We start from the raw sequence: 21,054 nt of genomic DNA, 5'->3' as shown, positions 1-21,054 counted from the left end.
ACTTCAGCCGTTCTGCAAGGTGAGGTTCAGCACCTCGGCAAGACGCCGCCCGGCTTCGCGCAGCCGCGTATCGGCAACCGGCAGTTCGGCATCGACATACGCCTGGTCGATCTTGTGGCTGGCCGGATAGATGTTGCGGGTAATCTGGCAGGATTCTTCGGCCCACTGGGCGGGCGCATTGGCGAGCGGCGCAATCGGCGGCGGTAGCGGGGCGAAACCTTCGGAATCGAGCAAGGCCGCGTAGCCCTTCCAATCCAGTTTGCGCGTACTGAGCATGCCCGAATCCCATACGCGATGCAGATTGGTGCCCTGCCCCTGGAACTGCACCTGATATTTGTTGCCACCGGCGTCCTGCTGGTAATTCGCGTGCAAGGGCTGGTGGATATCGCCGATGAAATGCACCACGAACTTCAGCGCCTGCAACCGGGCCTGATCCGACTGGCTGCGATCGCCCAGGATGTCTATGTAATGGGAGATGGCTTCCACCACGCATTGCCCGTCCTTGCAGTCGCGCGGCGGCGTGTACGTGCAATCGCCGTCGAAATCGATGTAATGCAGCCCGCGGGTCTGCTTCCACAAGGTCTGTTGCTTCGGATCGTTGCGGATCTCGTCCGGCCAGCTGGCGATGTCGGCCAGCGACTGCGTGTGGTCCAAGGCCAGCAGGTGCTCCACCTCAGCTTCCGCAACCGGGCTCAGATGGCGCTGCGCCAATTCAGCCACCACGCTGTGGCCTAGGGGTCCCCATGCTCGTGCTGCCGGAGCCACGGCCAAGGCAGCGATCAAGACAAGGGAAAGGCGGCGAACAGAAAGCATGACGGAGAACCCCCTGGGTGATGACCCGGCATCTTGCCATAGACCACGTGACGTTCAGACCGTACTGGCGTGCACCACGTTACCGGTCGCATCGCGCACACTGACCTCCACGGCGATGCCCTGCCGGACACTTTCGGTGACGATGCAGAAATCCTCGAACTGAGCCAGCGCCCGGTCGACGTGCTCGAGCGCCGCGACGGCATCGGCCAATTGCAGTTCCACGGCGACGTGCGTGATACGCAAGCGCCCATGCTCATTGCGCGCAAGCGTAGCGCGCGTCTTGGCAGTCAGCTTGCCAGGCGAATTCTTGAACTTGCGCAAAGCGAACAACAGGCTTGCGGCGAGACAGTTGGCTACCCCGGCGGCCAGCAGCCGCGAGGGGTTGGGCCCTGCCTCCCCACCCAGAGGGGCGGTTTCGTCGGTGATCAGGTCGGGGATGGCGGTGCCATCGAACCGCACCCTGAACTCGTAATCTTCGACCTGCTCCAGGCTCAACTCGACAAATTGCTCATCACTCATGGGAAGACGCTCCGGCTTGGGGATTGGGTTTGCCTGGCCGATCGTGCCTCGCCCGGCCGGCCTGAACCAGCCCCGGGGTGAGGGAGACCCCCAATCCGAGCTAAACTGCGTGTTTCGGCGGGCCGTCAGGACCGCCGCTTTGCTGCCCGCCATCACTTCGGAGGACGCTGTCCCATGGCCATCAAGGTCGCCATCAACGGTTACGGTCGCATCGGCCGCAATATTCTGCGCGCGCTGTATGAAGGAGGTCGCACGAACGAGTTCCAGATCGTCGCGATCAACGATCTCGGCAATGCCGAGACCAACGCGCACCTCACCCAGTACGACACCGCCCACGGCAAATTCCCGGGCGAAGTCTCGGTGGATGGCGGCGATCTGATCGTCAACGGCGACCGCATCAAGGTCTGCGCCGAGCGCGATCCGTCCAAGCTGCCCTGGGGCGAGCTGGGCGTGGACGTGGTACTGGAGTGCACCGGCCTGTTCACCTCCAAGGCCAAGGCCGGCGCGCACCTCACCGCAGGCGCCAAGAAGGTGATCATCTCCGCCCCGGGCGACAAAGATGTCGACGGCACCTTCGTGTTCGGCGTCAACCACGACAAGATCACTGCCGCGCACCAGGTGATCTCCAACGCCTCCTGCACCACCAACTGCCTGGCGCCGTTGGCCAAGGTGCTGCACGACAAGATCGGCATCGTGCACGGCCTGATGACCACCATTCACGCCTACACCAACGACCAGGTGCTGACGGACGTCTATCACTCCGACCTGCGTCGCGCCCGTTCGGCCACGCATTCGCAGATCCCGACCAAGACCGGCGCCGCCGCTGCGGTGGGCCTGGTGCTGCCGGACCTCAACGGCAAGCTGGACGGCTTTGCCATGCGCGTGCCGACCATCAACGTGTCGGTGGTGGATCTCTCCTTCGTGGCCGCCCGCAACACCACCAAGGAAGAAATCGACGCTGTGATCAACGAAGCCGCCAACGGCGCGCTGAAGGGCATCCTGGCGGTGAACACCAAGCCGCTGGTGTCCATCGACTTCAACCACAATGCGCACTCGTCCATCTATGACGCCACCCAGACTCGCGTCATGGGCGGCACGCTGGTAAAGGTGCTGAGCTGGTATGACAACGAGTGGGGCTTCTCCAACCGCATGTTGGACATGACCAAGGCGCTGGTTTCGGCCAAGTAAGCGGTCGCGCGGTGTCTAAAAAAGCCGGGCTCTGCCCGGCTTTTTTCTTGCTTGAAGCAGCGGCGCCTTGCCACGAGGCATCGCTGCCTCACCAGTATTATCATGGGGACATGCAAGACGCCCCCACGCTCGATGCTTCAAAGATTGCCCTGCTGGTCGACCGCTTTTACGACAAAGTCGGCGCCGATCCGTTGATTGGCCCCGTTTTCAACGCCGCAGTGGACGACTGGGACGAACACAAGCGCACGCTGACATCGTTCTGGTGCTCCGTAGCCCTGCGCGCCAACAGCTATCGCGGCAACCCGATGGCGGTGCACCGCACGCAACCGATCCGGGCCGAGCATTTCGAACGATGGCTGACACTGTGGCAAGCCACTACGCGCGAGCTGTTGAACGAAGCCGACGCCAAGTTGATGATCGAACATGCCGACCGCATTGGCCGCAGCCTACGGCTGGGGCTTGGCTTGCCGGAGCAATTGGGTACGCGCACGCTTGGCATTCCCATCGTCGGCAGCCAGTAATCGGCTCTCCTGCCTACTGGCAGGAAGAGCCGATCAAAACTCAGCCGAGCACTTTCAGCGCCGCGTCGTAATTGGGTTCGTGCGCGATCTCGCCAACCAGCTCGGTATGCAGCACCTTGTCGTGTTCGTCCAGCACCACTACGGCGCGCGCCGCCAAACCGGCGAGCGGGCCCGAGCTGATCGACACGCCGTAATGCTTGAGAAAATCGTGGCCGCGCATGGTCGACAGCGTGACGACGTTGCTCAGGCCTTCGGCACCACAGAAGCGCGCCTGCGCAAACGGCAGATCGGCCGAGATGCACAACACCACGGCGTTGTTCAACTGGCTGGCCTTTTCATTGAACTGGCGCACGGAAGTGGCGCAAGTCGGCGTATCTACGCTCGGAAAAATATTCAGCACCTTGCGCTTGCCGCTGAAGCTGGCGAGCGTCGCGTCGGACAGATCTTTCGCAACGAGGCTGAAAGCGGGAGCGTTCGCACCGACCGCCGGGAGCTGGCCATCGACCTGGATCGGATTGCCCTTGAGAGTGACTTGCGACATGGGGAACTCCTGGTGTCTGTGAGGAAGCGATCACCCGAAGATAGCGCCGCCGCGGCGGCGCGTCACCTGCTCCGGTCGGGACGTTGCCATCCGGACCGGGACGGCAAACCTCATTTCAGCGGTGCGACCACCTGCTCGATCGCGCCGAAGATGGAAGCGCCATGCTTATCGGTCACCTCGATGCGCAACGTGTCGCCGAATTTCAGGAACGGCGTGCTCGGCTTGCCGTCGCGCAGGGTTTCCACCGTCCGCTGCTCGGCCAGGCAGGAAGCGCCCTTGCTGGTGTCTTCGTTGGCGATCGTGCCGGAACCGACGATGGTGCCGGCGGTAAGCGGGCGCGTCTTGGCAGCATGCGCCACCAACTGCGCAAAATTGAACTGCATGTCCACGCCGCACTCGGCCTCGCCAAACCATTGGCCGTTGAGCCACGTGCGCATCGGCAGATGCAACTTCTCTCCCTGCCAGGCATCGCCCAGCTCGTCCGGCGTCACCAGCACCGGCGACAGCGCCGAGCGCGGCTTCGACTGCAGGAAGCCGAACCCCTTGGCAAGTTCACCCGGAATCAGGCCGCGCAGACTGACATCGTTGACCAGGCCCACCAATTGAATGTGGCTGGCGGCCTGCTCCGGCGTCGCCGCCATGGGCACGTCGTCGGTCACCACCACGACCTCGGCTTCCAGGTCGATGCCGTAGTCTTCGCTGGGCACCACCACCGGGTCGCGCGGACCGAGGAAGCCGGCACTGGTGGCCTGATACATCAGCGGATCGACGTAGAAGGACTCGGGCACTTCTGCACCGCGCGCGCGACGGACGCGCGCGACGTGCGGCAGGTAGGCGCTGCCATCGACGAATTCATAGGCGCGCGGCAGCGGCGAGGCCAGTGCAGCGGGGTCAAGCACAAACGCACCGGCTGCCTTGTCTTCGTTGAGCTGATCGGACAAGGCGTTCAAACGCGGTGCCGCGTTGGACCAGTCATCCAGCGCAGCCTGCAAGGTTGCCGCAATGCCGGCCGCTTTCACCGCATGCTTCAGATCGCGGCTGACCACGATCAGCGTGCCGTCGCGGCCACCTTCTTTCAGACTGCCCAGTTTCATGCGTTTGCTCCATCGGCTGCCTGGATAGGCAGCCCATTACATCGTTGATTGACGGTGGCTGCGGTTCGACGACGGCGCGCAACTGACCGGCTATTTTACGCGCGGTTCGGATCGAAGTGCTTGGCGATGCCCTGCCAGCACTGGTAGTAGTCGTGCTGCAATTGCGGGGCATCGAGCGCCTGGCGGGTCGGATGGATCACCTTGCGCGTTTCGAACATGAAAGCCATCGTTCCAGTGAGATGGTCCGGCCTGCTCACGTCGGCGACACTGGCTTTTTCGAAACTGGCCGCATCCGGGCCGTGACCGCTCATGCAATTGTGCAAGCTCGCGCCGCCCGGGGCGAAGCCGCCGGCCTTGGCGTCGTAGACACCTTCAATCAGCCCCATGAATTCGCTGGCCACGTTGCGGTGGAAATACGGGGGGCGGAAGGTGTGCTCGGCCACCAGCCAGCGCGGCGGAAAAATCACGAAGTCTGCGTTCGCCGTCCCGGGCGTATCGCTAGGCGAGGTCAGCACGGTGAAAATCGACGGATCGGGATGATCCACGCTGATCGAGCCGACTGTGTTGAAATGAGTCAGATCGTATTTGTAGGGCGCGTAGTTGCCATGCCACGCCACCACGTCCAGCGGCGAATGGCCGATGCGTGCGCTCCACAAGGAACCCTGGAACTTGTTGATGAGTTCGAAATCCCCTTCCACGTCCTCGTAGGCCGCGTGCGGGGTGAGGAAATCGCGAGGCAAGGCCATCGAATTGGCACCGATGGGACCCAGGTCCGGCAAGCGCAGCAAGGCACCGAAGTTTTCGGCAACGTAGCCGCGAGCCTCGCCGTCTGGCAGCTCGACGCGGAAGCGCACGCCACGGGGAATGACCGCCACTTCGAGCGGCTTGACCTCGAGCACGCCCATTTCGGTAGCGATGCGCAGCCTTCCCTGCTGCGGCACGATCAGCAGCTCGCCGTCGGCGTCGTAAAAGAAACGCCCTTTCATCGGGCTGTTGGCCACATACACGTGGATACCGCAACCTGCCTGCTCGGCGGGGCCGCCGTTGCCGGCCAGCGTTACCAGACCGTCGACGAAATCCGTGGGCTTGTTCGGCATCGGCCACGGATCCCAACGCAGCTGGTTGGGCGTGGCCGGCGCCTCGTCAAACCGGTTGTGGAAGGTGGCGTGCGGATGCGGTTGGAAAGGTTGATGCATCGCCGCCGGCCGAATGCGATACAACCAGCTGCGGCGATTGCTGTGCCGGGGTGCGGTGAAAGCACTGCCCGACAACTGTTCTGCATACAGTCCGTGCGCGACGCGCTGCGGCGAATTCTGGCCCTTGGGCAAGACACCTTCGATCGCTTCGCTGGCGAACTCGTTGCCGAAGCCGGATTGGTAACCCTTCGATTCCATTACACGCGTCACTCTTTGTCAGAACACCTCTGTTCCAGCGGAGCAGAGGTGCGGTGAGGATCTACTTTAGAACGACGGGCATCCCATCCGCCCCGGGAAAGATCGATGCCGTGCTTACAGCACGCCGCGCTTCATCTGATCGCGCTCGATCGATTCGAACAAGGCCTGGAAATTGCCCTCGCCGAAACCTTCGTTGCCCTTGCGCTGGATGATTTCGAAGAAGATCGGGCCGATGTTGTTCTGGGTGAAAATCTGCAGCAGCTTGCGTTGCTTGGTTTCCTGATCGGCATCGATCAGGATCTTGTTCTTGGCCAGGCGCGGCACGTCTTCGCCATGGTTGGGAATGCGCATGTCGATCACGTCGAAATAGGTTTCCGGCGTATCGAGGAATTCCACCCCCTTTGCGCGCATCGCTTCCACCGTGTCGTAGATGTTGTCAGTGAAGCAGGCGATGTGCTGGATGCCTTCGCCATGGTAGGCATCGAGGTATTCGTTGATCTGGCTCTTGGGGTCGCTCGATTCGTTGAGCGGAATGCGCACGATGCCGTCCGGAGCGGTCATCGCCTTGGACACCAGGCCGGTCTTGGCGCCCTTGATGTCGAAGTAGCGGATCTCGCGGAAATTGAACAGGCGCTCGTAGTAGTCGGACCACTTCTGCATGTTGCCGAAATAGAGATTGTGCGTGAGGTGATCGATAAAGGTCAGGCCGAATCCGGCCGGGTCCTGATCGGCGCCCGGTATCGGCGCGTAGTCGCCGTCGTAGACGTTGCCCGCGCTGCCGTAGCGATCCACCAGGTAAAGCATGCAATCGCCGATGCCCTTCACCACCGGCGCGTTCACGGCCTTGGTTTCGGCCTTGTCGGTCGATGCCTCGCCGCCATTGCCCAGCACCACCTTCAGCACTTCGCCAGCGGGCTTCTTGAAGCGGATCGCGAAGCCGCACGCGCAAGGGCCATGCTTGGCGGCGAAATCGGCGGCGAAGGAGTTCGGCTCTTCATTGACCAGGAAATTCACGCCGCCCTGGCGATAAACCGTGATCGCCCGGCTTTTGTGCTTGAGTACGGCGGTGAAGCCCATGCTCTTGAAGAGAGCGTGCAATTCGCCACTGCGGCCGGCCGGTGCGGCAAACTCGACGAATTCGAACCCATCGATACCCATGGGGTTTTCGAAGGTGGTGACCTGCATGCCGAGATTGGGCTGGGCGTTCATGGCGCTCTCCTGACTAAAGTCGATGCGCGACGGCGGCCACGGGAGCGTGCCACCATCGGGATAAGATCAACGTTATAGTTACATGTGAAACTAATTGCAAGGAACACTGCCGCAATGTCCCACCCGCGCAAGCCCGCTCCCGCCGGGGCCGAACACGCCCCCCTGGAATTGGAGCACTTCCTGCCTTATCGGCTATCGATCCTCTCCAATACGGTGAGTCAGGCGATCGCGGACGATTACCAGCGCCGCTACGACCTGAGCGTGACCGAATGGCGCGTCATGGCGGTGCTGGCCCGTTTTCATGGGCTCTCCGCTCGCCAGGTGGCCGAGCGCACCGCGATGGACAAGGTGGCGGTCAGCCGCGCATTGGCCCGCCTGGTGGCGGCCAGGCGCGTGCATCGCGACACGGATGATGGCGACAAGCGTCGCTCAGTGCTGAGCCTTACCGAGGCCGGGTGGTTGATCCACGACGACGTCGCGCCGATGGCGCGTGCGCGTGAGCGCGAGGTGCTGGAGAAGCTGGATCAGGAAGAACAGCAGTGGCTGACCAAAATTCTGGACAAACTGCAGCCGGTCGAGCAGAAATAAATTCGTCGCGGCGAGAAGCAGGCGGACTTCGCCACTCGCCTCTCGCCGTGCCCGGCCACTACTTCACGCCGTGCATCAGCCGATTGACCAGCGGCGAAATCAGCAGCAGCAGCACACCGGCAGCGCCCAGCACCCAGAAGCAGAACGTGAAGCCGCTCAACGCCGAGGCGGCGGTCATGCCGGTCTCGCCGCTGATGCGTGCTGCCACCAGGCCCGAGAGGTTGCCGCCCACGGCAATCGACAGGAACCAGCCCCCCATCGCCAGCCCTACCAGGCGCGGCGGTGCCAGCTTGGTCACCATCGACAGGCCGATCGGCGACAGACTCAGCTCACCTACGGTCTGCAGCATGTAGCAGGTGGTCAACGGCCAGAACGGAATCATCCCGCGGCCATCCACCAGGTGTGACAGCGCATAGATCAGCACCAGGAACCCCAAGCCGTTGAAGATCAGGCCCAGGCCGAACTTGCGCGGAATCGAGGGCTCCAGACGCCGCTTGGCCAGCAACGACCACACGAACGCCATGACCGGCGCCAGCACGATGATGCCCAGCGGCGTCATCGATTGAAACCAGCCGACCGGAAACATCCAGCCGCCGAATATCTTGCGATCGACGATGTTTTCCGCCAGGAAATTGAACGACGTGCCGAACTGGTAATAGAACATCCAGAACAGCAGGCTGAATACGAAAATGATCATCATGGCGATGACGCGCTCGACCTGGATCCGGTCGTGGCGAATCGCCTCGATAATGAGCATCGCCGCGACACCGATGAAGAGCAGGCCGAGCAGCCACTGCAAGCCGACCGCACCGATCCGGGAAAACAGCAGATACACCAGCGGAATCGCCACGACCACGCCCGCGGCCACCCACAGCACGCGCATGCGGCTTGATGCTTCCGGCGCCGGGCGCCCCACGTCGCGCAAGCTGCGCCGGCCGAACCAGAACCACAGCAGGCTCAGCAGCATGCCGGCACCGGCCGCCCCAAACACGATGCGATAGTTCTGCTCCATCGGGGTATCGGTGAAATAGCTGGCCAGCCAGCCGGTCACCAGCGGCGCGATGAAGGCGCCGGCATTGATGCCCATGTAGAACAACGTGAAGCCTGCATCGCGGCGCTCGTCACCCGGCGCGTACAGCTTGCCGACCATCGACGAAATATTCGGTTTGAACAGGCCGTTGCCGACCACCACCATCGCCAGGCCCAGCAGCATGGCCTCTTTGCTCGGCAACATGATGGCGAACAGGCCGGCTGCCATGACCAGCGCGCCGAGCAGGATCGAGCGTTGATAGCCGATCAGCTTGTCGGCGACGTAGCCTCCAAAAATGCCCGAGGCATAGACCAGAGCGGTGTACGAGCCGAAGATGCCGCTGGCCCAGCCCTGACCCGAAGCATCGCCGTGGTAGAACTGCGCCACGATGTACAAGGCCAGCGCCCAGCTCACGCTGTAGAACGCGAAACGCTCCCAGAATTCGGTCATGAACAGCATCCACAGCGGACGCGGGTGGCCGAACAATTGCGGAAAGTCGTTTGCGGCGACCGTACCGGCTTCGGAACTCTGACTCACGGAGATACCCCTGGGCTGTGGATTCAAAAGATGTAACGGGCGCGACACGTTTTCGTCAAATGCATCGCAACAACGGTCCTCCGCCGGAGCGGGGATGCTGCGAACGTCAGCTGCCCAAAACGGTGCGTACGTCCAGCAGCTCCGGGAAAAACTCCAGCTCCAACGCCTTCTTCAGAAAGGCCACGCCCGAGGAACCGCCCGTGCCGCGGCGATGTCCGATGATCCGTTCCACGGTTTTCATGTGGCGGAAACGCCAAAGCTGGAAACTTTCCTCCACGTCCACCAGCTGCTCGCACATGTGGTATTCCGGCCAAAACTTCCCCCGCTCTTCGTATATGCGCTTGAACACCGGCAGCAAATCGTCGTGGCGTTGATACGGCTCGCTCCAATCGCGCTCCACGCGCGCCGCCGGCACCGCGTGGCCGCGGCGCGCCAGATAGCGCAGGAACTCGTCGTACAGGCCCGGCGCATCCAGCACTTCGCGCAACAGCGCCTGCGCCGCCGGGTCGCAGTCGAACACCTTGAGCATCTGCGCGTTCTTGTTGCCGAGCATGAATTCGATCATGCGGTATTGCAGCGACTGGAACCCGGACGAGGAACCGAGCGCATCGCGGAATTCCAGGTATTCCGACGGCGTGAGCGTTTCCAGCACCGCCCATTGCTCGAACAGCTGCCGCTGCACGTGTTTCACCCGCGCAAGAACTTTCAGGCAGGCATTCAGGTCGTCGTTGCGCAGATGCACGATGGCCAGCTTGAGCTCGTGAATAATCAGCTTCATCCACAGCTCGGACACCTGATGCTGGACGATAAACAGCATTTCATCGTGATGCGGGGGCTGGCTGACGGGTTGCTGGGCGGTCAAGAGCTGGTCCAGCCGCAGGTAGCCGCCATAGGTCATCCGGCCGTTCAGGTCGAGCTGGATGCCCGCCTCGAGGTCCCTCTGGTTATCCGTCATGGCGCCCGCAAACCCGCAAAAAGACACATGTTAACCGGTCGTGCAAGAGGCCACGTACGGCATCGCATGCTGCGGTGTGCCTTGCAGCGCAACATCGCTGCCTGCTAAAAAATGTGGTCTTGTCCGGGACTTTCCCTGTGCGTACGGCCCCACTGGATGGGCGTCGCCTCCCCCGCAGAGATCTTTTCCTTACCCCACCCGGGAGCGAGTCGTGTCCATCGCCGCCAAGTTTGAAATCGAATATCTGCAATATCTCGACGCCGAAGGCAAGCAGGTCCGTGACGATCTGCCTGAGTTCGCCAAAGACCTCAACCAAATGGTCGAGCTGTACAAGCTGATGATGTCGACCCGCGTCTTCGACGCGAAGTCGGTAGCACTGCAACGTACCGGCAAGCTCGGCACTTATGCAAGCTGCCTGGGCCACGAAGCCGCCCACGTCGGCGTCGGCAGCGCCATGAAGCCCGAAGACGTACTGGCTCCGAGCTACCGTGAGTACGGTGCACAGTTGTACCGCGGCGTGCAGCCGCGCGAGGTGTACATGTACTGGGGCGGCGACGAGCGCGGCAACGATTACCAGAAAGAACCCGCGCGCCACGACTTCGCCTGGTCGGTGCCGATCGCCACGCAATGCCTGCATGCCGCGGGTTCGGCGCTGGCGTTCAAGATCCGCAATGAAAAGCGCGTGGCCGTGTGCACCATCGGCGACGGCGGCTCGTCCAAGGGCGACTTCTACGGTGCCATCAACATCGCAGGCGCCCAGAACCTGCCGATGGTTGCGGTGATCGTCAACAACCAGTGGGCGATCTCGGTGCCGCGCAAGATCCAGTCCGGCGCGCCGACGCTGGCCCAGAAGGGTATCGCTGCCGGCCTGTTCTGCATGCAGGTCGACGGCAACGACATCATCGCCGTGCGCAAGGCGATGGAAGACGCGCTCGAGCGCGCCCGCAACGGCCAGGGCGGCAGCGTGCTGGAACTGGTCACCTATCGCCTGAGCGACCACACCACCGCCGACGACGCCCGCCGCTACCGCGGCGAACAGGAAGTGAAGGACGCCTGGGCCAAGGAGCCGATGAAGCGCCTGCGCAACTGGCTGGTCGCCAAGGGCGTGTGGGACGACCAGAAGGAAGAAGCCTGGAAGAACGAGTGCGACGAGTGGATGGATAACGAGGTCAACGCTTACCTCGAAACCAAGACCCAGCCCGTCACCGCGATGTTCGACTACACCTTCGCCGAAGTTCCCGCGGACCTCGCCAAACAGCGCGATCTCGCGCTCTCGCTCGACAAGAAGGCGCACTAAGCCATGGCACAGATCACTCTTATCGAAGCCGTCACCCAGGCTCTTGCTTATGAAATGGCGCACGACGAAAGCGTCGTGGTGCTGGGCGAAGACGTGGGCGTGAACGGTGGTGTGTTCCGCGCCACCCAGGGCCTGCAGGAAAAGTTCGGCGAACTGCGCGTGCTCGACACGCCGCTGGACGAAACCACCATCGCCGGCGTCACCGTCGGCATGGCTGCGCAAGGCATGAAGCCGGTGGCCGAAGCGCAGTTCGAAGGCTTCATCTACCCGATGATGGAACAGATCGCCTGCCACGCCGCGCGCCTGCGCAACCGCACACGCGGCCGCATCACTGTGCCGGCCGTGTGGCGCGCACCGTGGGGCGGCGGTATCCGTGCACCGGAGCATCACTCCGAAGCGAACGAGCACCTGTTCACCAACATCCCGGGCCTGCGCGTGGTGATGCCGTCTTCGCCGGCACGAGCCTATGGCTTGCTGCTCGCTGCGATCCGCGATCCGGATCCGGTAATGTTCTTCGAGCCCAAGCGCATCTATCGCCAGTACAAGGAAGAAGTGCCGGATGACGGCGAGGCACTGCCACTCGACGTGTGCTTCGTGCTGCGCGACGGCACCGACGTCACCATCGTGACCTGGGGCGCGCAGGTGAAGGAAGCGCTGGAAGCCGCCGATGCGCTGGCCGAGGAGGGTATCAGCGCCGAAGTGATCGACGTTGCCACGCTCACTCCGCTGGACTTCGACACCATCGCCGAATCGGTGCAGAAGACCGGCCGCTGCGTGATCGTGCACGAAGCTCCCAAGACTGCGGGTTTCGGTGCGGAGATCGCCGCGCGCGTCGCCGAGGAATGCCTGTACGAGCTGCTCGCACCGGTCGAGCGCGTCACCGGCTACGACACGCACATCCCGCTGTTCCGTCTGGAAATGAAGTATCTGCCCAGCACGGAGCGGGTAGTCGAAGCCGCCAAGCGCACGCTCGCCAACTCCTGAACGCATAACGACACGTCATCCCGGCCGTTGCCGGGATGACTGCAAATAAAGAACATCAAGACTGATTACGGGAACCGACTCATGGCCGATATCAAGACGTTCTACCTGCCGGACCTCGGCGAAGGCCTGCCCGACGCAACTGTCGTCGAATGGCACGTGAAAGAAGGCGACACCATCAAGCTCGACGCCCCGCTGGTGTCGATGGAAACCGCCAAGGCCGTCGTGGACGTGCCCTCGCCCTACACCGGCAAGGTCACCAAGCTGCACGGCGCCGCGGGCGACGTGATCGAAACCGGTGCAGCACTGGCCGAATTCGAACCGGACCCGAACGCCAAGCAGCGTGCCGAGGCAGAAGCCACCGGCCACCATCATGGCCCGAAGAAACCCGCCGCCGAGCCCAAGAAGGTCACCGCCTCCGATGAAGGCGGCGAGATCGAAGCCGGTGACAGCAAGACCGCTGACCGCGAAGACGAAGGCACGGTGGTCGGTGCGATGATCAGCGGCAGCCACGTGCACGTCGAGCAGGCGTCCAGCGTCGGCGGCGTGAAGGCCGTGCCGGCTGTGCGCGCGCTGGCCAAGAAGCTCAAGGTGGACATCGCCCGCGTGAAGCCGACCGGCGCCGATGGCGTGGTGACCCTGCAGGACGTCAAGAACGCTGCCGCCAACGGCACCGCAGCCCTTGGCTCGGCTCCGGCCCGCGCATCCGTGCCGTCGTCCGTCGGCCGTCATCTCGCCCCCGAACTGCCGCCGACCGAACCGGCACGCACTCCAATGTCGCAGGCCGGCAAGCCGGTGCGTACGGCGCCGCCGAGCGTCAAAGCCAGCGGCCAGCCGGAACAGCTCAAGGGCGTTCGCCGCAACATGGCACGCGTGATGGCCGACGCACACGCCAATGTGGTGCCCACCACGTTGGTGGACGACGCCGACCTGCACGGCTGGATCGGCAAGCAGGACATCACCGCCCGCCTGATCCGCGCGATCGTGGCCGCTTGCAAGGCAGTGCCGGCGCTCAACGCCTGGTTCGACGGCAAGAACCTCAGCCGCACCCTGCATCCGCACGTGGACATCGGCATCGCGGTCGATACGGAGGATGGCCTGTTCGTGCCCGCGCTGCGTAATGCGGACGTACTCGACGGCGCCGGCATCCGCGCCGGTATCCAGCGCCTGCGTGCGCAGGTGGAAGACCGCACGATTCCGTCGTCGGAGCTTTCCGGCTACACCATCAGCCTGTCGAACTTCGGCATGTTCGCCGGTCGCTACGCCACGCCTGTGGTGGTGCCGCCGTGCGTGGCGATCATCGGTGCCGGCAAGCTCAGCCACGACGTGGTGGCGGTGATGGGTGGCATCGAAGTGCACCGCCGCATGCCGATCAGCCTCACCTTCGATCACCGCGCCGCAACGGGTGGCGAAGCGGCTCGCTTCCTGAAGGCCCTGCTGGACGACCTGTCCGCACCCAACTGAGCCAGGCAACAGCTGGAAAGAAAAAAGCGCCCGACCGGGCGCTTTTTTCTTGGAACGCGAAAGCGATCAAAACACCCACCAAACCAACTTCCGCCTCACACCCTGGCGGCATCGTTGAGGCGGAGGTGACGCGTCTCGGGCGCCCACGCCACCGATACCAGCATGCCCACCAGCAGCACGGTCGCGAGAACCATCATCGCTACCGGAAAACCGAACTGCTCAACGCCGACCGGCAGAAGAAAGGTACCCACGGCCGAACCCAAGCGACTGCACGCAACCGCCAAGCCGACGCCGCAAGCCCGCACTTCCGTGGGAAAGCATTCGGGAGGAAATACGCCGACCAAGTTGGAAACCGCGGACATGATCAAGGTAAAAAGTGCGAAGGCGACGATCATTCCCGTCGTGGACGACTCCGGCAACAAACTCAGCACCACCAGGCAGACCCAGGTGACGAAGAATGAGCTGATCAGAAACACACGTCTGGGCAAGACCAGGGTCAACCAGATGCCCAGCAGGGCACCCGCGATCAGGAATCCATTCAGAAGCAGATCCGCTCCGCCGGATTCACTGAGATGGATCAATTTCAGAATGCTTGGCAGGAAGGTATAGATCGCGAAATAAGGAATGACCAGGCAAACGAAGAAGATGCAGTTGAACAACGTGCGCCTGATCAGATCCCGATGAAACAACCTTGCGAAGCCCCCCACGTGCGGCCGCTCGGGCATCTTGCTGGTATCCAGCCTCACTCCGGCTCCGAAATATCGCCGCACGATCGCCTGCGCTTCCGAAAGCCTGCCCATGCCAAGCAGCCAGCGCGGCGACTCGGGGGTTCCCACGCGAAGAATCAATACCAGCAGCGCAGGCACACCCGCCGACGCCAGCAACCATCGCCATGCATCAGGCAACACCTCGGCATAGTGCATGCCAATGACATTGGCTGCCACATAGCCTATGGTCCAAATGACGCTGAACGAACCTAGCAGCATGCCCCGATGCTTGCGTGGCGAGAACTCCGCCAGAATGGCGTGTCCCACCGCAAAATCGCCGCCCATGCCGAAGCCGAGCAACACCCGCAGCAGGCAAAGTGTCAAAGCCGAATTTGCGTAGAACTGTGCGAAGGCAGCAACGGTGATGATCGTAAAGCTCAGCAGGAAGATTTTTTGCCGGCCGATGCGATCCGACAGCCAGCCAAACACCAGGCTGCCGAAGAAAATGCCGATCAATGCCGAACTGCCGAGCAAGCCGTTCCAGACCGCATCCAATCCCATCTGTTTGCTCAGCGATGGCAAGGCATAACCGACGGTACCGAGCGCATAACCTTCGGTAAAGTGCGCGCCAAAGGTCAGGCCGGCGATCTTGCAATGAAAGCGGCCAAGCGGCGCGTCGTCCAGAAAGGTGTATTTGCGCGGAGCGCGTTGCTCTGCTTGGCCGCCTGTGTTTCGAACCGGGACCGACTGTCCATCGCCGCTGACCATCCTGACTCCTTGCCACTCGTGCGAGCATCATTCGCGCCTTGAGGGATACGCGGGCGCCGTTTTCGTTTGACGTGATGCAGTTGCCTTGGCGAAGCCCGACGGCTTCGCCCGCTCGCTAGCCAAGGCCACCCATCATCAAATACTTCAACTCCAGGTACTCATCGATGCCGTACCTGGAACCTTCGCGCCCGAGACCGGATTGCTTCACGCCGCCAAACGGCGCAACCTCGGTGGACAACATGCCCTCGTTGATGCCGACCATGCCGCTTTCCAGCGCCTCAGCAACACGCCAGGTGCGCGCCACGTCGCGGGTGTAAAAGTAAGCAGCCAGGCCGAAGGGCGTGCCATTGGCAGCAGTAATGGCTTCCGCCTCGGTCTTGAAGCGGAAGCACGCTGCAACCGGACCAAAGGTCTCTTCCTGGGCCAACAACATGGCGTGCGTGGTGTCCGCCAGAACGGTGGGTTCGTAGAAAGTGCCGCCAAGCACGTGCTGCTTGCCACCGGTCACGACTTTGGCTCCCTTGCCCAAGGCATCGGAAACGTGAGTCTGTACTTTGTGCAGGGCTGCCTGATTGATCAGCGGTCCCTGCTCCACCTCGCCGGCCAGGGCATCGCCCACGCGCAATTTTCGAACGGCATCCGCCAACGCCTTGATAAATGCGTCATAGATGCCGTCCTGCACGTAGAAGCGATTGACGCAAACGCAAGTCTGCCCCGTATTGCGAAATTTCGATGCCATCGCGCCGCGCACCGCCGCTTCGATGTCGGCGTCGTCGAAGACAATAAAGGGCGCATTGCCGCCCAATTCGAGCGAAAGCTTTTTCAGCGTATCGGCGCATTGCGCGGCAAGCAACTTGCCTACCCGCGTCGAGCCGGTGAAGGACAGCTTGCGCACCACATCCGACTCTGTCAGCACCTTGCCGATGGCCAGTGCGTCGCCGGAAACGATGTTAAACACCCCTGCGGGAATGCCAGCCTCCTCGGCGAGCACAGCCAAAGCCAGCGCCGAAAGAGGAGTTTCCTCCGAGGGTTTCAATACCATGGTGCAACCGGCCGCCAATGCCGGTGCGGCCTTGCGGGTAATCATGGCCAGTGGAAAATTCCACGGCGTAATCGCCGCCACGACACCTACCGGTTCACGCGTTACCACGATCCTGGAATTCGGAAACGGACTCGGAATGACATCGCCGTACGCGCGCTTGGCCTCTTCGGCGAACCACTCCAGGAAGCTGGCGGCGTAACCCACCTCACCACGCGCTTCCGGCAACGGCTTGCCTTGTTCCATGGTGAGCAATCCCGCGAGCGCTTCGCGATGCTCAAGCATCAGTTTGCCCCAACGACGGACCCTGACGCTGCGCTCCTTGGCCGTCAATGCGCGCCAGGCGGGAAAGGCAGCTGCCGCCGCCGTGATGGCCCGCTCCGTTTCAGCAGCGCCGCCCTTGGCGACATTGACAATAAGCGAGCCCGTTGCGGGATTGAAGACGGGATAGGTGCTCTCGCCGACAACCCACTGGCCATTGATGTAGTGCCCGTCACGTACGAGATTGCTCATGCCGCGTTTCCTTCCTTTTCCAAATACGTTCCTCTTGCCGCGCGCGCCTCGCGCGGAATGCGTCGCCCAGCGGTGTAGTCGTTGATCAGGTCGCAGGGCGTGTAGTTGCGGTCCAGTTCGTGCAGTTCTTCTTCGTCCAGACGCGTATCAAGCGCGGCGAGCGCGCTATCGAACTGCTCGGAAGTATCGGCACCCACCAGCATGCAATCCACGTTCGGGCGACACAACACCCAGGCCTGTGCCACCTGCGCCGCGGATATGCCACGTCGTGCCGCGACGCGAGCTGCCGATGCAGCGATCGCCCGCGACGCCTCGTCGCCGTACATCTGTGCGGTGAAGAAATCGGTTTGATTTCGCGTGGATTTGCCATCGCTCGTCAGCAATCCGCGAGCCAGCGGACTGAACACCGATACGCCAACACCCTGATCCGCACAATACGGGACCATTTCGCGCTCTTCCTCGCGATAGGCAAGATTGAGCTGCAACTGCATGTTGATGGGCTTGTGCCAGCCGTTTCGCTCGCAAACCTGCATGATCTTCGCCAGCTGCCAGGTATACATGGTTGAAACGCCGACATAGCGCGCCTTGCCGGCACGTACGATGTCATTCAACGCACCCATGGTTTCTTCGACGGGCGTACTGGTATCGAAGAAATGCAGCATGTAGATGTCGACGTAATCCATGTCCAGACGTTTGAGCGAGCCGTGGATACCGTCCATGATGTGCTTGCGCGAATGACCGCCCGCGTTCGGATACATACCCATGTCGTAGCCGACCTTGGTGGTGATGACGATCTCTTCGCGCCGCACGAGGCGATTGACGATGCGGCCGACGACCTCTTCGCCTACTCCGGTGGAATAGAAGTCCGCCAGATCGATGAAGTTCACGCCAGCCTCGAGTGCGTGACGCACGATGGGTTCGCTTTGCGCCTCGTCAAAAATCCATGGCTTCCAGCGTGGCGTACCCATGTTCATGGTACCCAGACACAAACGCGACACTTTCAGGCCCGATTGGCCGAGACGGACGTATTCCATACGAAAGGCTCCTGGTATTTTCCAACGATTCGCTGCTCAGGCTTTCGGGGTATAGAAGGGATTGCTGACCTGGCTGGCAGCAGCAAATACCTCTTGGCGATGCGGCAGGCCAAGCATCGCGGCGCGGATGGCGTTCTTGCACGCGCGATAGTTGTTTTCGTACACCGCATCCAGATCGTCGGTGCCGGGATTGACCCAGTTGGCCGACACCACCACCCAGTCGTTTTCCGCCTCCGGCGGCAGCACGCCTTCTTCCAGCGATTCGGCTACGGCTTTGGCAATGCCCGCCTGCGACGCTCCCCATGTTGCGTTGCCGTGGAAATCGCCGGCGATCTGCGCCTTGTTGACATACAGCGTCAGCGGCTTGGTGGGCACGCCGGGCCTGGCAATGACCACGAACGGAGCATGCCCCGCCGATGGCGTGGCCAACGCAGTCGCGAACGCCTGACCGGCCGGCCCGTTGCGTGGTCCGACCAGCACGTTGATGTGCGCGAGATTGACGCCCGGGCCTTCGAACCCTTCGCCGATGTAGAGCGTCTTGCTTTCGGATGTAGTCATCGTTCCTGCCACTCAAGCAAACTATCGATGTCTCGATTTTGCTGCTCTTGTGGCAATCAAATGAATCGATACAGCCTGATATGAGTATGGGGAAACGCCCGCGCTGGATGTACTGCAATCCCTACACGGCTTTAATCGCTTTCGTATTGATCCTGTCTTTACGCGAGAAAGCCAACCAGCGTCCTATATCACTCATCCTGCGCGAGGACTTATCTCATCCGGAAGTCGCATGGTGACTTCCAATCCGCTGTCGTTGCCGTTCGCAGCGAGCACGACTCCACCATGCACCTGCATGACGCGCTGTACGATGGCCAGGCCAAGTCCATGACCGTCCGCGTGAGCGGCATTCGTCCCCCTGAAGAATGGCCGGAACAGCAAGTCCAGCTCTTCGGTCGGCACGCCCGGACCATAGTCGCGCACCCTTACTTCCGCCCATCCCAGGTGATGGCCTACCCAAAGTTCGACGACGGCCTGGGCAGGACTGAACTTGACGGCGTTGGCGATCACGTTGTCCAGGGCGCGTTCCAGCAAAATGCCGCTGCCGCGCACCATTACCGGCCCCGCGTCGACAATTTTCATGGAAATGGATCGCGCTTCTGCCTCGACTTGTACGGCAGCGACACGCTCCTTGATCAGTTCGACCAGATCCACCGCCTCCCGCTCCATGCCGGGCAAGCCGCCTTCGAGGCGCGACAGGGCGAGCATTTCCGCAGTCATGCGGTCCATGCGCGCAATTTCCCTCTCGGCATGCTGGAAGTGGGCGGACGCTTCCTTGGAATCGGTGCTGTGCTGTGCCAGGTCCAGAATCAGGTGCAGACGCGCAAGCGGCGAGCGTAGTTCGTGCGAAAGGTCTTGCAAGACGCTTCGATCGTGCGCCACCAGGATTTCGATCCGCTCGGCCATGCCGTTGAAGTCCCTGGCCAGTTGGCCGAGTTCGTCGCGCGCCCTGCTCCAACGCTCGTCGACACGCGTGGCAAAGGTTCCGGCAGCCATTTTTCGCGTAGCGTCGCGCATGGCTTCAACCGGCCGGGATACGCTGCGCGCCACCCACCAGCCGATACCGCCAATCAACAACAGTGAAAGCCCCAACTGCACGCCTAGCAAAATTTTTTCGCGCACGTGCCTGGGTATGCGTGCACGCGAGCTGCTGATGGCGACCAATTGCCGCGCGTGTCCATCATCGCCGTCAACGCGTTCCACTGCGATATAAAGGCCCGGCCAGGGATTCAACTCAATGTTGTGGCCCGAAGCCAACCACGTCGGCAACTCATCGCGCATGGCAGGTGGCATGCGTATGTCGTGCAACGGTTCGCCATTTTCATACAGCGTCGCTTCGATGCCTTCCGCGTGCCGCTGCTGCACCCACGCATCGAGACCGTCGACACCGCCGTGATCGTAGGCGTCCTCGGCCGCCTGGGCCAGCGTTGGCCAATCGATGGATTGCGCTGCGGAGAAAGCGATGAAGCGACTGGTCAACCAACTGCCCAGTACCAGCACGAGCAGATTGGCAATGCAAAAGAAGATCAGCAGGCGCCAGAACAGCGGACTGCGAAACGGACTCTTGAACGAGCTCATGCCGCGCCTCCGCCCGGAGGCAGAAGCACGTAGCCGGCCCCGCGAATGGAGTCGATGCGCGGCGACTGCGGCGACGCCTCCGCCAACTTGTGGCGCAACCGGCTGACGTGGACGTCAATGCTGCGATCGAAGCGCTCCAGCTCGCGCCCGAGCGCCACACGGGTGAGCGAGGTCTTGTCGATCACTTCGCCTGCGCGCTGCACCAGCATCAGCAGCAGGGCAAATTCGGCACCGGTGAGACTGAGCTCCTGCTCGCCCGCGTAGGCACGGCGTTCGCCAGGCAGCAACCGCAGCACGCCCATCGTGAGCACGCCGACACTTTCCACGGTATGCCGGCGCAGTTGGGCGCGCACGCGCGCCAGCAATTCGCGCGGCAAGCAGGGTTTGGAAAGGTAGTCGTCCGCGCCGAGCTCCAGGCCGACCACGCGGTCGACCGGCTCGCCACGCCCGGACAGCATGATCACCGGCAGGCGGTGCTGGGCCCGCAACTCGCGCAAGGTATCGAGGCCGCTGCGGCCCGGCAGCATCACATCCAGGATCAACAGGTCCGGACGCGTAGCCGGATCGCGCAGTTGCACCAGGACGGCCTCGCCGTCGTGCACCACGTCGACCTGCAATCCCTCGCGGCGCAGGTATTCGCAAAGCAGCGCGCACAGTTCGCGGTCGTCGTCGCCAATCAGTATTCGAGACATGGATAGCCAGCGGTGAATCGTCGGAAAGCCCGTCGCT

20 protein-coding genes are annotated in these 21,054 nt (G+C 62.3%); 6 read left to right on the top strand and 14 right to left on the bottom strand.

Going from position 1 to position 21,054, the window contains the following annotated elements; all coding sequences use genetic code 11:
* Window positions 1-3: 3 nt before the first annotated feature.
* Both ISS99_RS11540 and ISS99_RS11535 read right to left on the bottom strand, forming a co-directional pair.
* Window positions 4-813: a S1/P1 nuclease gene (locus ISS99_RS11540; protein WP_204631774.1), complete on the bottom strand. Its 810-nt coding sequence runs from the start codon at window positions 811-813 to the stop codon at window positions 4-6.
* Window positions 814-867: 54 nt separating this feature from the next.
* Window positions 868-1,332, bottom strand: coding sequence for an OsmC family protein (locus tag ISS99_RS11535; RefSeq protein ID WP_204631773.1), 465 nt, complete (start codon window positions 1,330-1,332; stop codon window positions 868-870).
* A 174-nt stretch (window positions 1,333-1,506) separates the two neighbouring features.
* On the opposite strand from ISS99_RS11535, the gene gap reads away from it, so the two are divergent.
* Both gap and ISS99_RS11525 read left to right on the top strand, forming a co-directional pair.
* The gene (gene gap / locus ISS99_RS11530; protein WP_204631772.1) at window positions 1,507-2,520 is read left to right on the top strand and encodes a type I glyceraldehyde-3-phosphate dehydrogenase; all 1,014 of its coding nucleotides are present in this window, start codon (window positions 1,507-1,509) and stop codon (window positions 2,518-2,520) included.
* 110 nt (window positions 2,521-2,630) lie between these two features.
* Complete coding sequence (locus tag ISS99_RS11525; protein ID WP_204631771.1) at window positions 2,631-3,041, top strand: group III truncated hemoglobin; 411 nt, start codon at window positions 2,631-2,633, stop codon at window positions 3,039-3,041.
* A gap of 40 nt (window positions 3,042-3,081) precedes the next feature.
* Here the strand turns inward: ISS99_RS11525 and tpx are convergent, their stop codons facing one another.
* The 4 genes from tpx to hppD all read right to left on the bottom strand — a co-directional run bounded on the left by tpx (window position 3,082) and on the right by hppD (window position 7,279).
* The gene (gene tpx, locus ISS99_RS11520; RefSeq protein ID WP_204631770.1) at window positions 3,082-3,582 is read right to left on the bottom strand and encodes a thiol peroxidase; all 501 of its coding nucleotides are present in this window, start codon (window positions 3,580-3,582) and stop codon (window positions 3,082-3,084) included.
* A 110-nt stretch (window positions 3,583-3,692) separates the two neighbouring features.
* Window positions 3,693-4,676 carry a fumarylacetoacetate hydrolase family protein gene (locus tag ISS99_RS11515; protein ID WP_204631769.1) on the bottom strand — a complete coding sequence of 328 codons (984 nt, stop codon included), beginning with the start codon at window positions 4,674-4,676 and terminating at the stop codon, window positions 3,693-3,695.
* A 95-nt stretch (window positions 4,677-4,771) separates the two neighbouring features.
* Entirely contained in the window at window positions 4,772-6,070 is a 1,299-nt protein-coding gene (gene hmgA / locus ISS99_RS11510; RefSeq protein ID WP_204631768.1) for a homogentisate 1,2-dioxygenase, read from the bottom strand.
* 114 nt (window positions 6,071-6,184) lie between these two features.
* Window positions 6,185-7,279 (bottom strand): 4-hydroxyphenylpyruvate dioxygenase, encoded by a 1,095-nt coding sequence (gene hppD / locus ISS99_RS11505; protein ID WP_204631767.1) that lies wholly within the window; start codon window positions 7,277-7,279, stop codon window positions 6,185-6,187.
* A gap of 114 nt (window positions 7,280-7,393) precedes the next feature.
* On the opposite strand from hppD, the gene ISS99_RS11500 reads away from it, so the two are divergent.
* A complete protein-coding gene (locus ISS99_RS11500; RefSeq protein WP_204631766.1) occupies window positions 7,394-7,867 on the top strand; it encodes a MarR family winged helix-turn-helix transcriptional regulator in 474 nt (157 codons plus the stop codon).
* A gap of 58 nt (window positions 7,868-7,925) precedes the next feature.
* On the opposite strand, the gene ISS99_RS11495 is transcribed toward ISS99_RS11500, so the two are convergent.
* Both ISS99_RS11495 and ISS99_RS11490 read right to left on the bottom strand, forming a co-directional pair.
* On the bottom strand, window positions 7,926-9,434 hold the full coding sequence (locus ISS99_RS11495) for a peptide MFS transporter (RefSeq protein WP_204631765.1): 1,509 nt from the start codon (window positions 9,432-9,434) through the stop codon (window positions 7,926-7,928).
* Window positions 9,435-9,540: 106 nt separating this feature from the next.
* Window positions 9,541-10,389 (bottom strand): tryptophan 2,3-dioxygenase, encoded by an 849-nt coding sequence (locus tag ISS99_RS11490; RefSeq protein ID WP_204631764.1) that lies wholly within the window; start codon window positions 10,387-10,389, stop codon window positions 9,541-9,543.
* A gap of 211 nt (window positions 10,390-10,600) precedes the next feature.
* Between ISS99_RS11490 and pdhA the strand changes: the two genes are divergently transcribed.
* The 3 genes from pdhA to ISS99_RS11475 all read left to right on the top strand — a co-directional run bounded on the left by pdhA (window position 10,601) and on the right by ISS99_RS11475 (window position 14,131).
* Entirely contained in the window at window positions 10,601-11,686 is a 1,086-nt protein-coding gene (gene pdhA / locus ISS99_RS11485; RefSeq protein ID WP_204631763.1) for a pyruvate dehydrogenase (acetyl-transferring) E1 component subunit alpha, read from the top strand.
* Window positions 11,687-11,689: 3 nt separating this feature from the next.
* Complete coding sequence (locus tag ISS99_RS11480; RefSeq protein WP_204631762.1) at window positions 11,690-12,670, top strand: alpha-ketoacid dehydrogenase subunit beta; 981 nt, start codon at window positions 11,690-11,692, stop codon at window positions 12,668-12,670.
* Between the two features lie 81 nt (window positions 12,671-12,751).
* Window positions 12,752-14,131 (top strand): dihydrolipoamide acetyltransferase family protein, encoded by a 1,380-nt coding sequence (locus ISS99_RS11475; protein WP_204631761.1) that lies wholly within the window; start codon window positions 12,752-12,754, stop codon window positions 14,129-14,131.
* Between the two features lie 95 nt (window positions 14,132-14,226).
* Here ISS99_RS11475 and ISS99_RS11470 read toward each other — a convergent pair whose 3' ends face one another.
* The 6 genes from ISS99_RS11470 to ISS99_RS11445 form a co-directional block, all read right to left on the bottom strand.
* Window positions 14,227-15,606 (bottom strand): MFS transporter, encoded by a 1,380-nt coding sequence (locus tag ISS99_RS11470; protein WP_204631760.1) that lies wholly within the window; start codon window positions 15,604-15,606, stop codon window positions 14,227-14,229.
* A 115-nt stretch (window positions 15,607-15,721) separates the two neighbouring features.
* Window positions 15,722-17,158 (bottom strand): NAD-dependent succinate-semialdehyde dehydrogenase, encoded by a 1,437-nt coding sequence (locus ISS99_RS11465; protein ID WP_204631759.1) that lies wholly within the window; start codon window positions 17,156-17,158, stop codon window positions 15,722-15,724.
* Window positions 17,155-18,192 (bottom strand): aldo/keto reductase, encoded by a 1,038-nt coding sequence (locus tag ISS99_RS11460; RefSeq protein ID WP_204631758.1) that lies wholly within the window; start codon window positions 18,190-18,192, stop codon window positions 17,155-17,157. Before ISS99_RS11460 ends, ISS99_RS11465 begins: the two co-directional genes overlap by 4 nt.
* Before the next feature lie 36 nt (window positions 18,193-18,228).
* Window positions 18,229-18,750, bottom strand: coding sequence for a formaldehyde-activating enzyme (gene fae / locus ISS99_RS11455; RefSeq protein ID WP_204631757.1), 522 nt, complete (start codon window positions 18,748-18,750; stop codon window positions 18,229-18,231).
* A gap of 192 nt (window positions 18,751-18,942) precedes the next feature.
* Entirely contained in the window at window positions 18,943-20,325 is a 1,383-nt protein-coding gene (locus ISS99_RS11450) for a sensor histidine kinase (protein WP_204631756.1), read from the bottom strand.
* The gene (locus tag ISS99_RS11445; protein WP_204631755.1) at window positions 20,322-21,017 is read right to left on the bottom strand and encodes a response regulator transcription factor; all 696 of its coding nucleotides are present in this window, start codon (window positions 21,015-21,017) and stop codon (window positions 20,322-20,324) included. The genes ISS99_RS11450 and ISS99_RS11445 overlap by 4 nt, the downstream gene beginning before the upstream one ends.
* Window positions 21,018-21,054: the final 37 nt, after the last annotated feature.

The organism is Dyella mobilis (genome assembly GCF_016904945.1).
Classification (GTDB): Bacteria; Pseudomonadota; Gammaproteobacteria; order Xanthomonadales; family Rhodanobacteraceae; genus Dyella_B; species Dyella_B mobilis.
The sequence above is the reverse complement of the archived record's forward strand: the minus strand, read 5'-3'. Positions and strand labels throughout refer to the sequence as shown.

Bases quoted from the DNA above. Each gene is read 5' to 3' on its own strand.
- ISS99_RS11480 (WP_204631762.1), top strand. From the start codon at position 11,690: ATGGCACAGATCACTCTTATCGAAGCCGTCACCCAGGCTCTTGCTTAT.
- ISS99_RS11475 (WP_204631761.1), top strand. From the start codon at position 12,752: ATGGCCGATATCAAGACGTTCTACCTGCCGGACCTCGGCGAAGGCCTG.
- ISS99_RS11465 (WP_204631759.1), bottom strand. From the start codon at position 17,158: ATGAGCAATCTCGTACGTGACGGGCACTACATCAATGGCCAGTGGGTT.
- ISS99_RS11525 (WP_204631771.1), top strand. From the start codon at position 2,631: ATGCAAGACGCCCCCACGCTCGATGCTTCAAAGATTGCCCTGCTGGTC.
- ISS99_RS11490 (WP_204631764.1), bottom strand. From the start codon at position 10,389: ATGACGGATAACCAGAGGGACCTCGAGGCGGGCATCCAGCTCGACCTG.
- hppD (WP_204631767.1), bottom strand. From the start codon at position 7,279: ATGAACGCCCAGCCCAATCTCGGCATGCAGGTCACCACCTTCGAAAAC.
- ISS99_RS11535 (WP_204631773.1), bottom strand. From the start codon at position 1,332: ATGAGTGATGAGCAATTTGTCGAGTTGAGCCTGGAGCAGGTCGAAGAT.
- fae (WP_204631757.1), bottom strand. From the start codon at position 18,750: ATGACTACATCCGAAAGCAAGACGCTCTACATCGGCGAAGGGTTCGAA.
- ISS99_RS11460 (WP_204631758.1), bottom strand. From the start codon at position 18,192: ATGGAATACGTCCGTCTCGGCCAATCGGGCCTGAAAGTGTCGCGTTTG.
- ISS99_RS11515 (WP_204631769.1), bottom strand. From the start codon at position 4,676: ATGAAACTGGGCAGTCTGAAAGAAGGTGGCCGCGACGGCACGCTGATC.
- ISS99_RS11500 (WP_204631766.1), top strand. From the start codon at position 7,394: ATGTCCCACCCGCGCAAGCCCGCTCCCGCCGGGGCCGAACACGCCCCC.
- gap (WP_204631772.1), top strand. From the start codon at position 1,507: ATGGCCATCAAGGTCGCCATCAACGGTTACGGTCGCATCGGCCGCAAT.
- ISS99_RS11450 (WP_204631756.1), bottom strand. From the start codon at position 20,325: ATGAGCTCGTTCAAGAGTCCGTTTCGCAGTCCGCTGTTCTGGCGCCTG.
- hmgA (WP_204631768.1), bottom strand. From the start codon at position 6,070: ATGGAATCGAAGGGTTACCAATCCGGCTTCGGCAACGAGTTCGCCAGC.
- ISS99_RS11445 (WP_204631755.1), bottom strand. From the start codon at position 21,017: ATGTCTCGAATACTGATTGGCGACGACGACCGCGAACTGTGCGCGCTG.
- ISS99_RS11540 (WP_204631774.1), bottom strand. From the start codon at position 813: ATGCTTTCTGTTCGCCGCCTTTCCCTTGTCTTGATCGCTGCCTTGGCC.
- ISS99_RS11470 (WP_204631760.1), bottom strand. From the start codon at position 15,606: ATGGTCAGCGGCGATGGACAGTCGGTCCCGGTTCGAAACACAGGCGGC.
- tpx (WP_204631770.1), bottom strand. From the start codon at position 3,582: ATGTCGCAAGTCACTCTCAAGGGCAATCCGATCCAGGTCGATGGCCAG.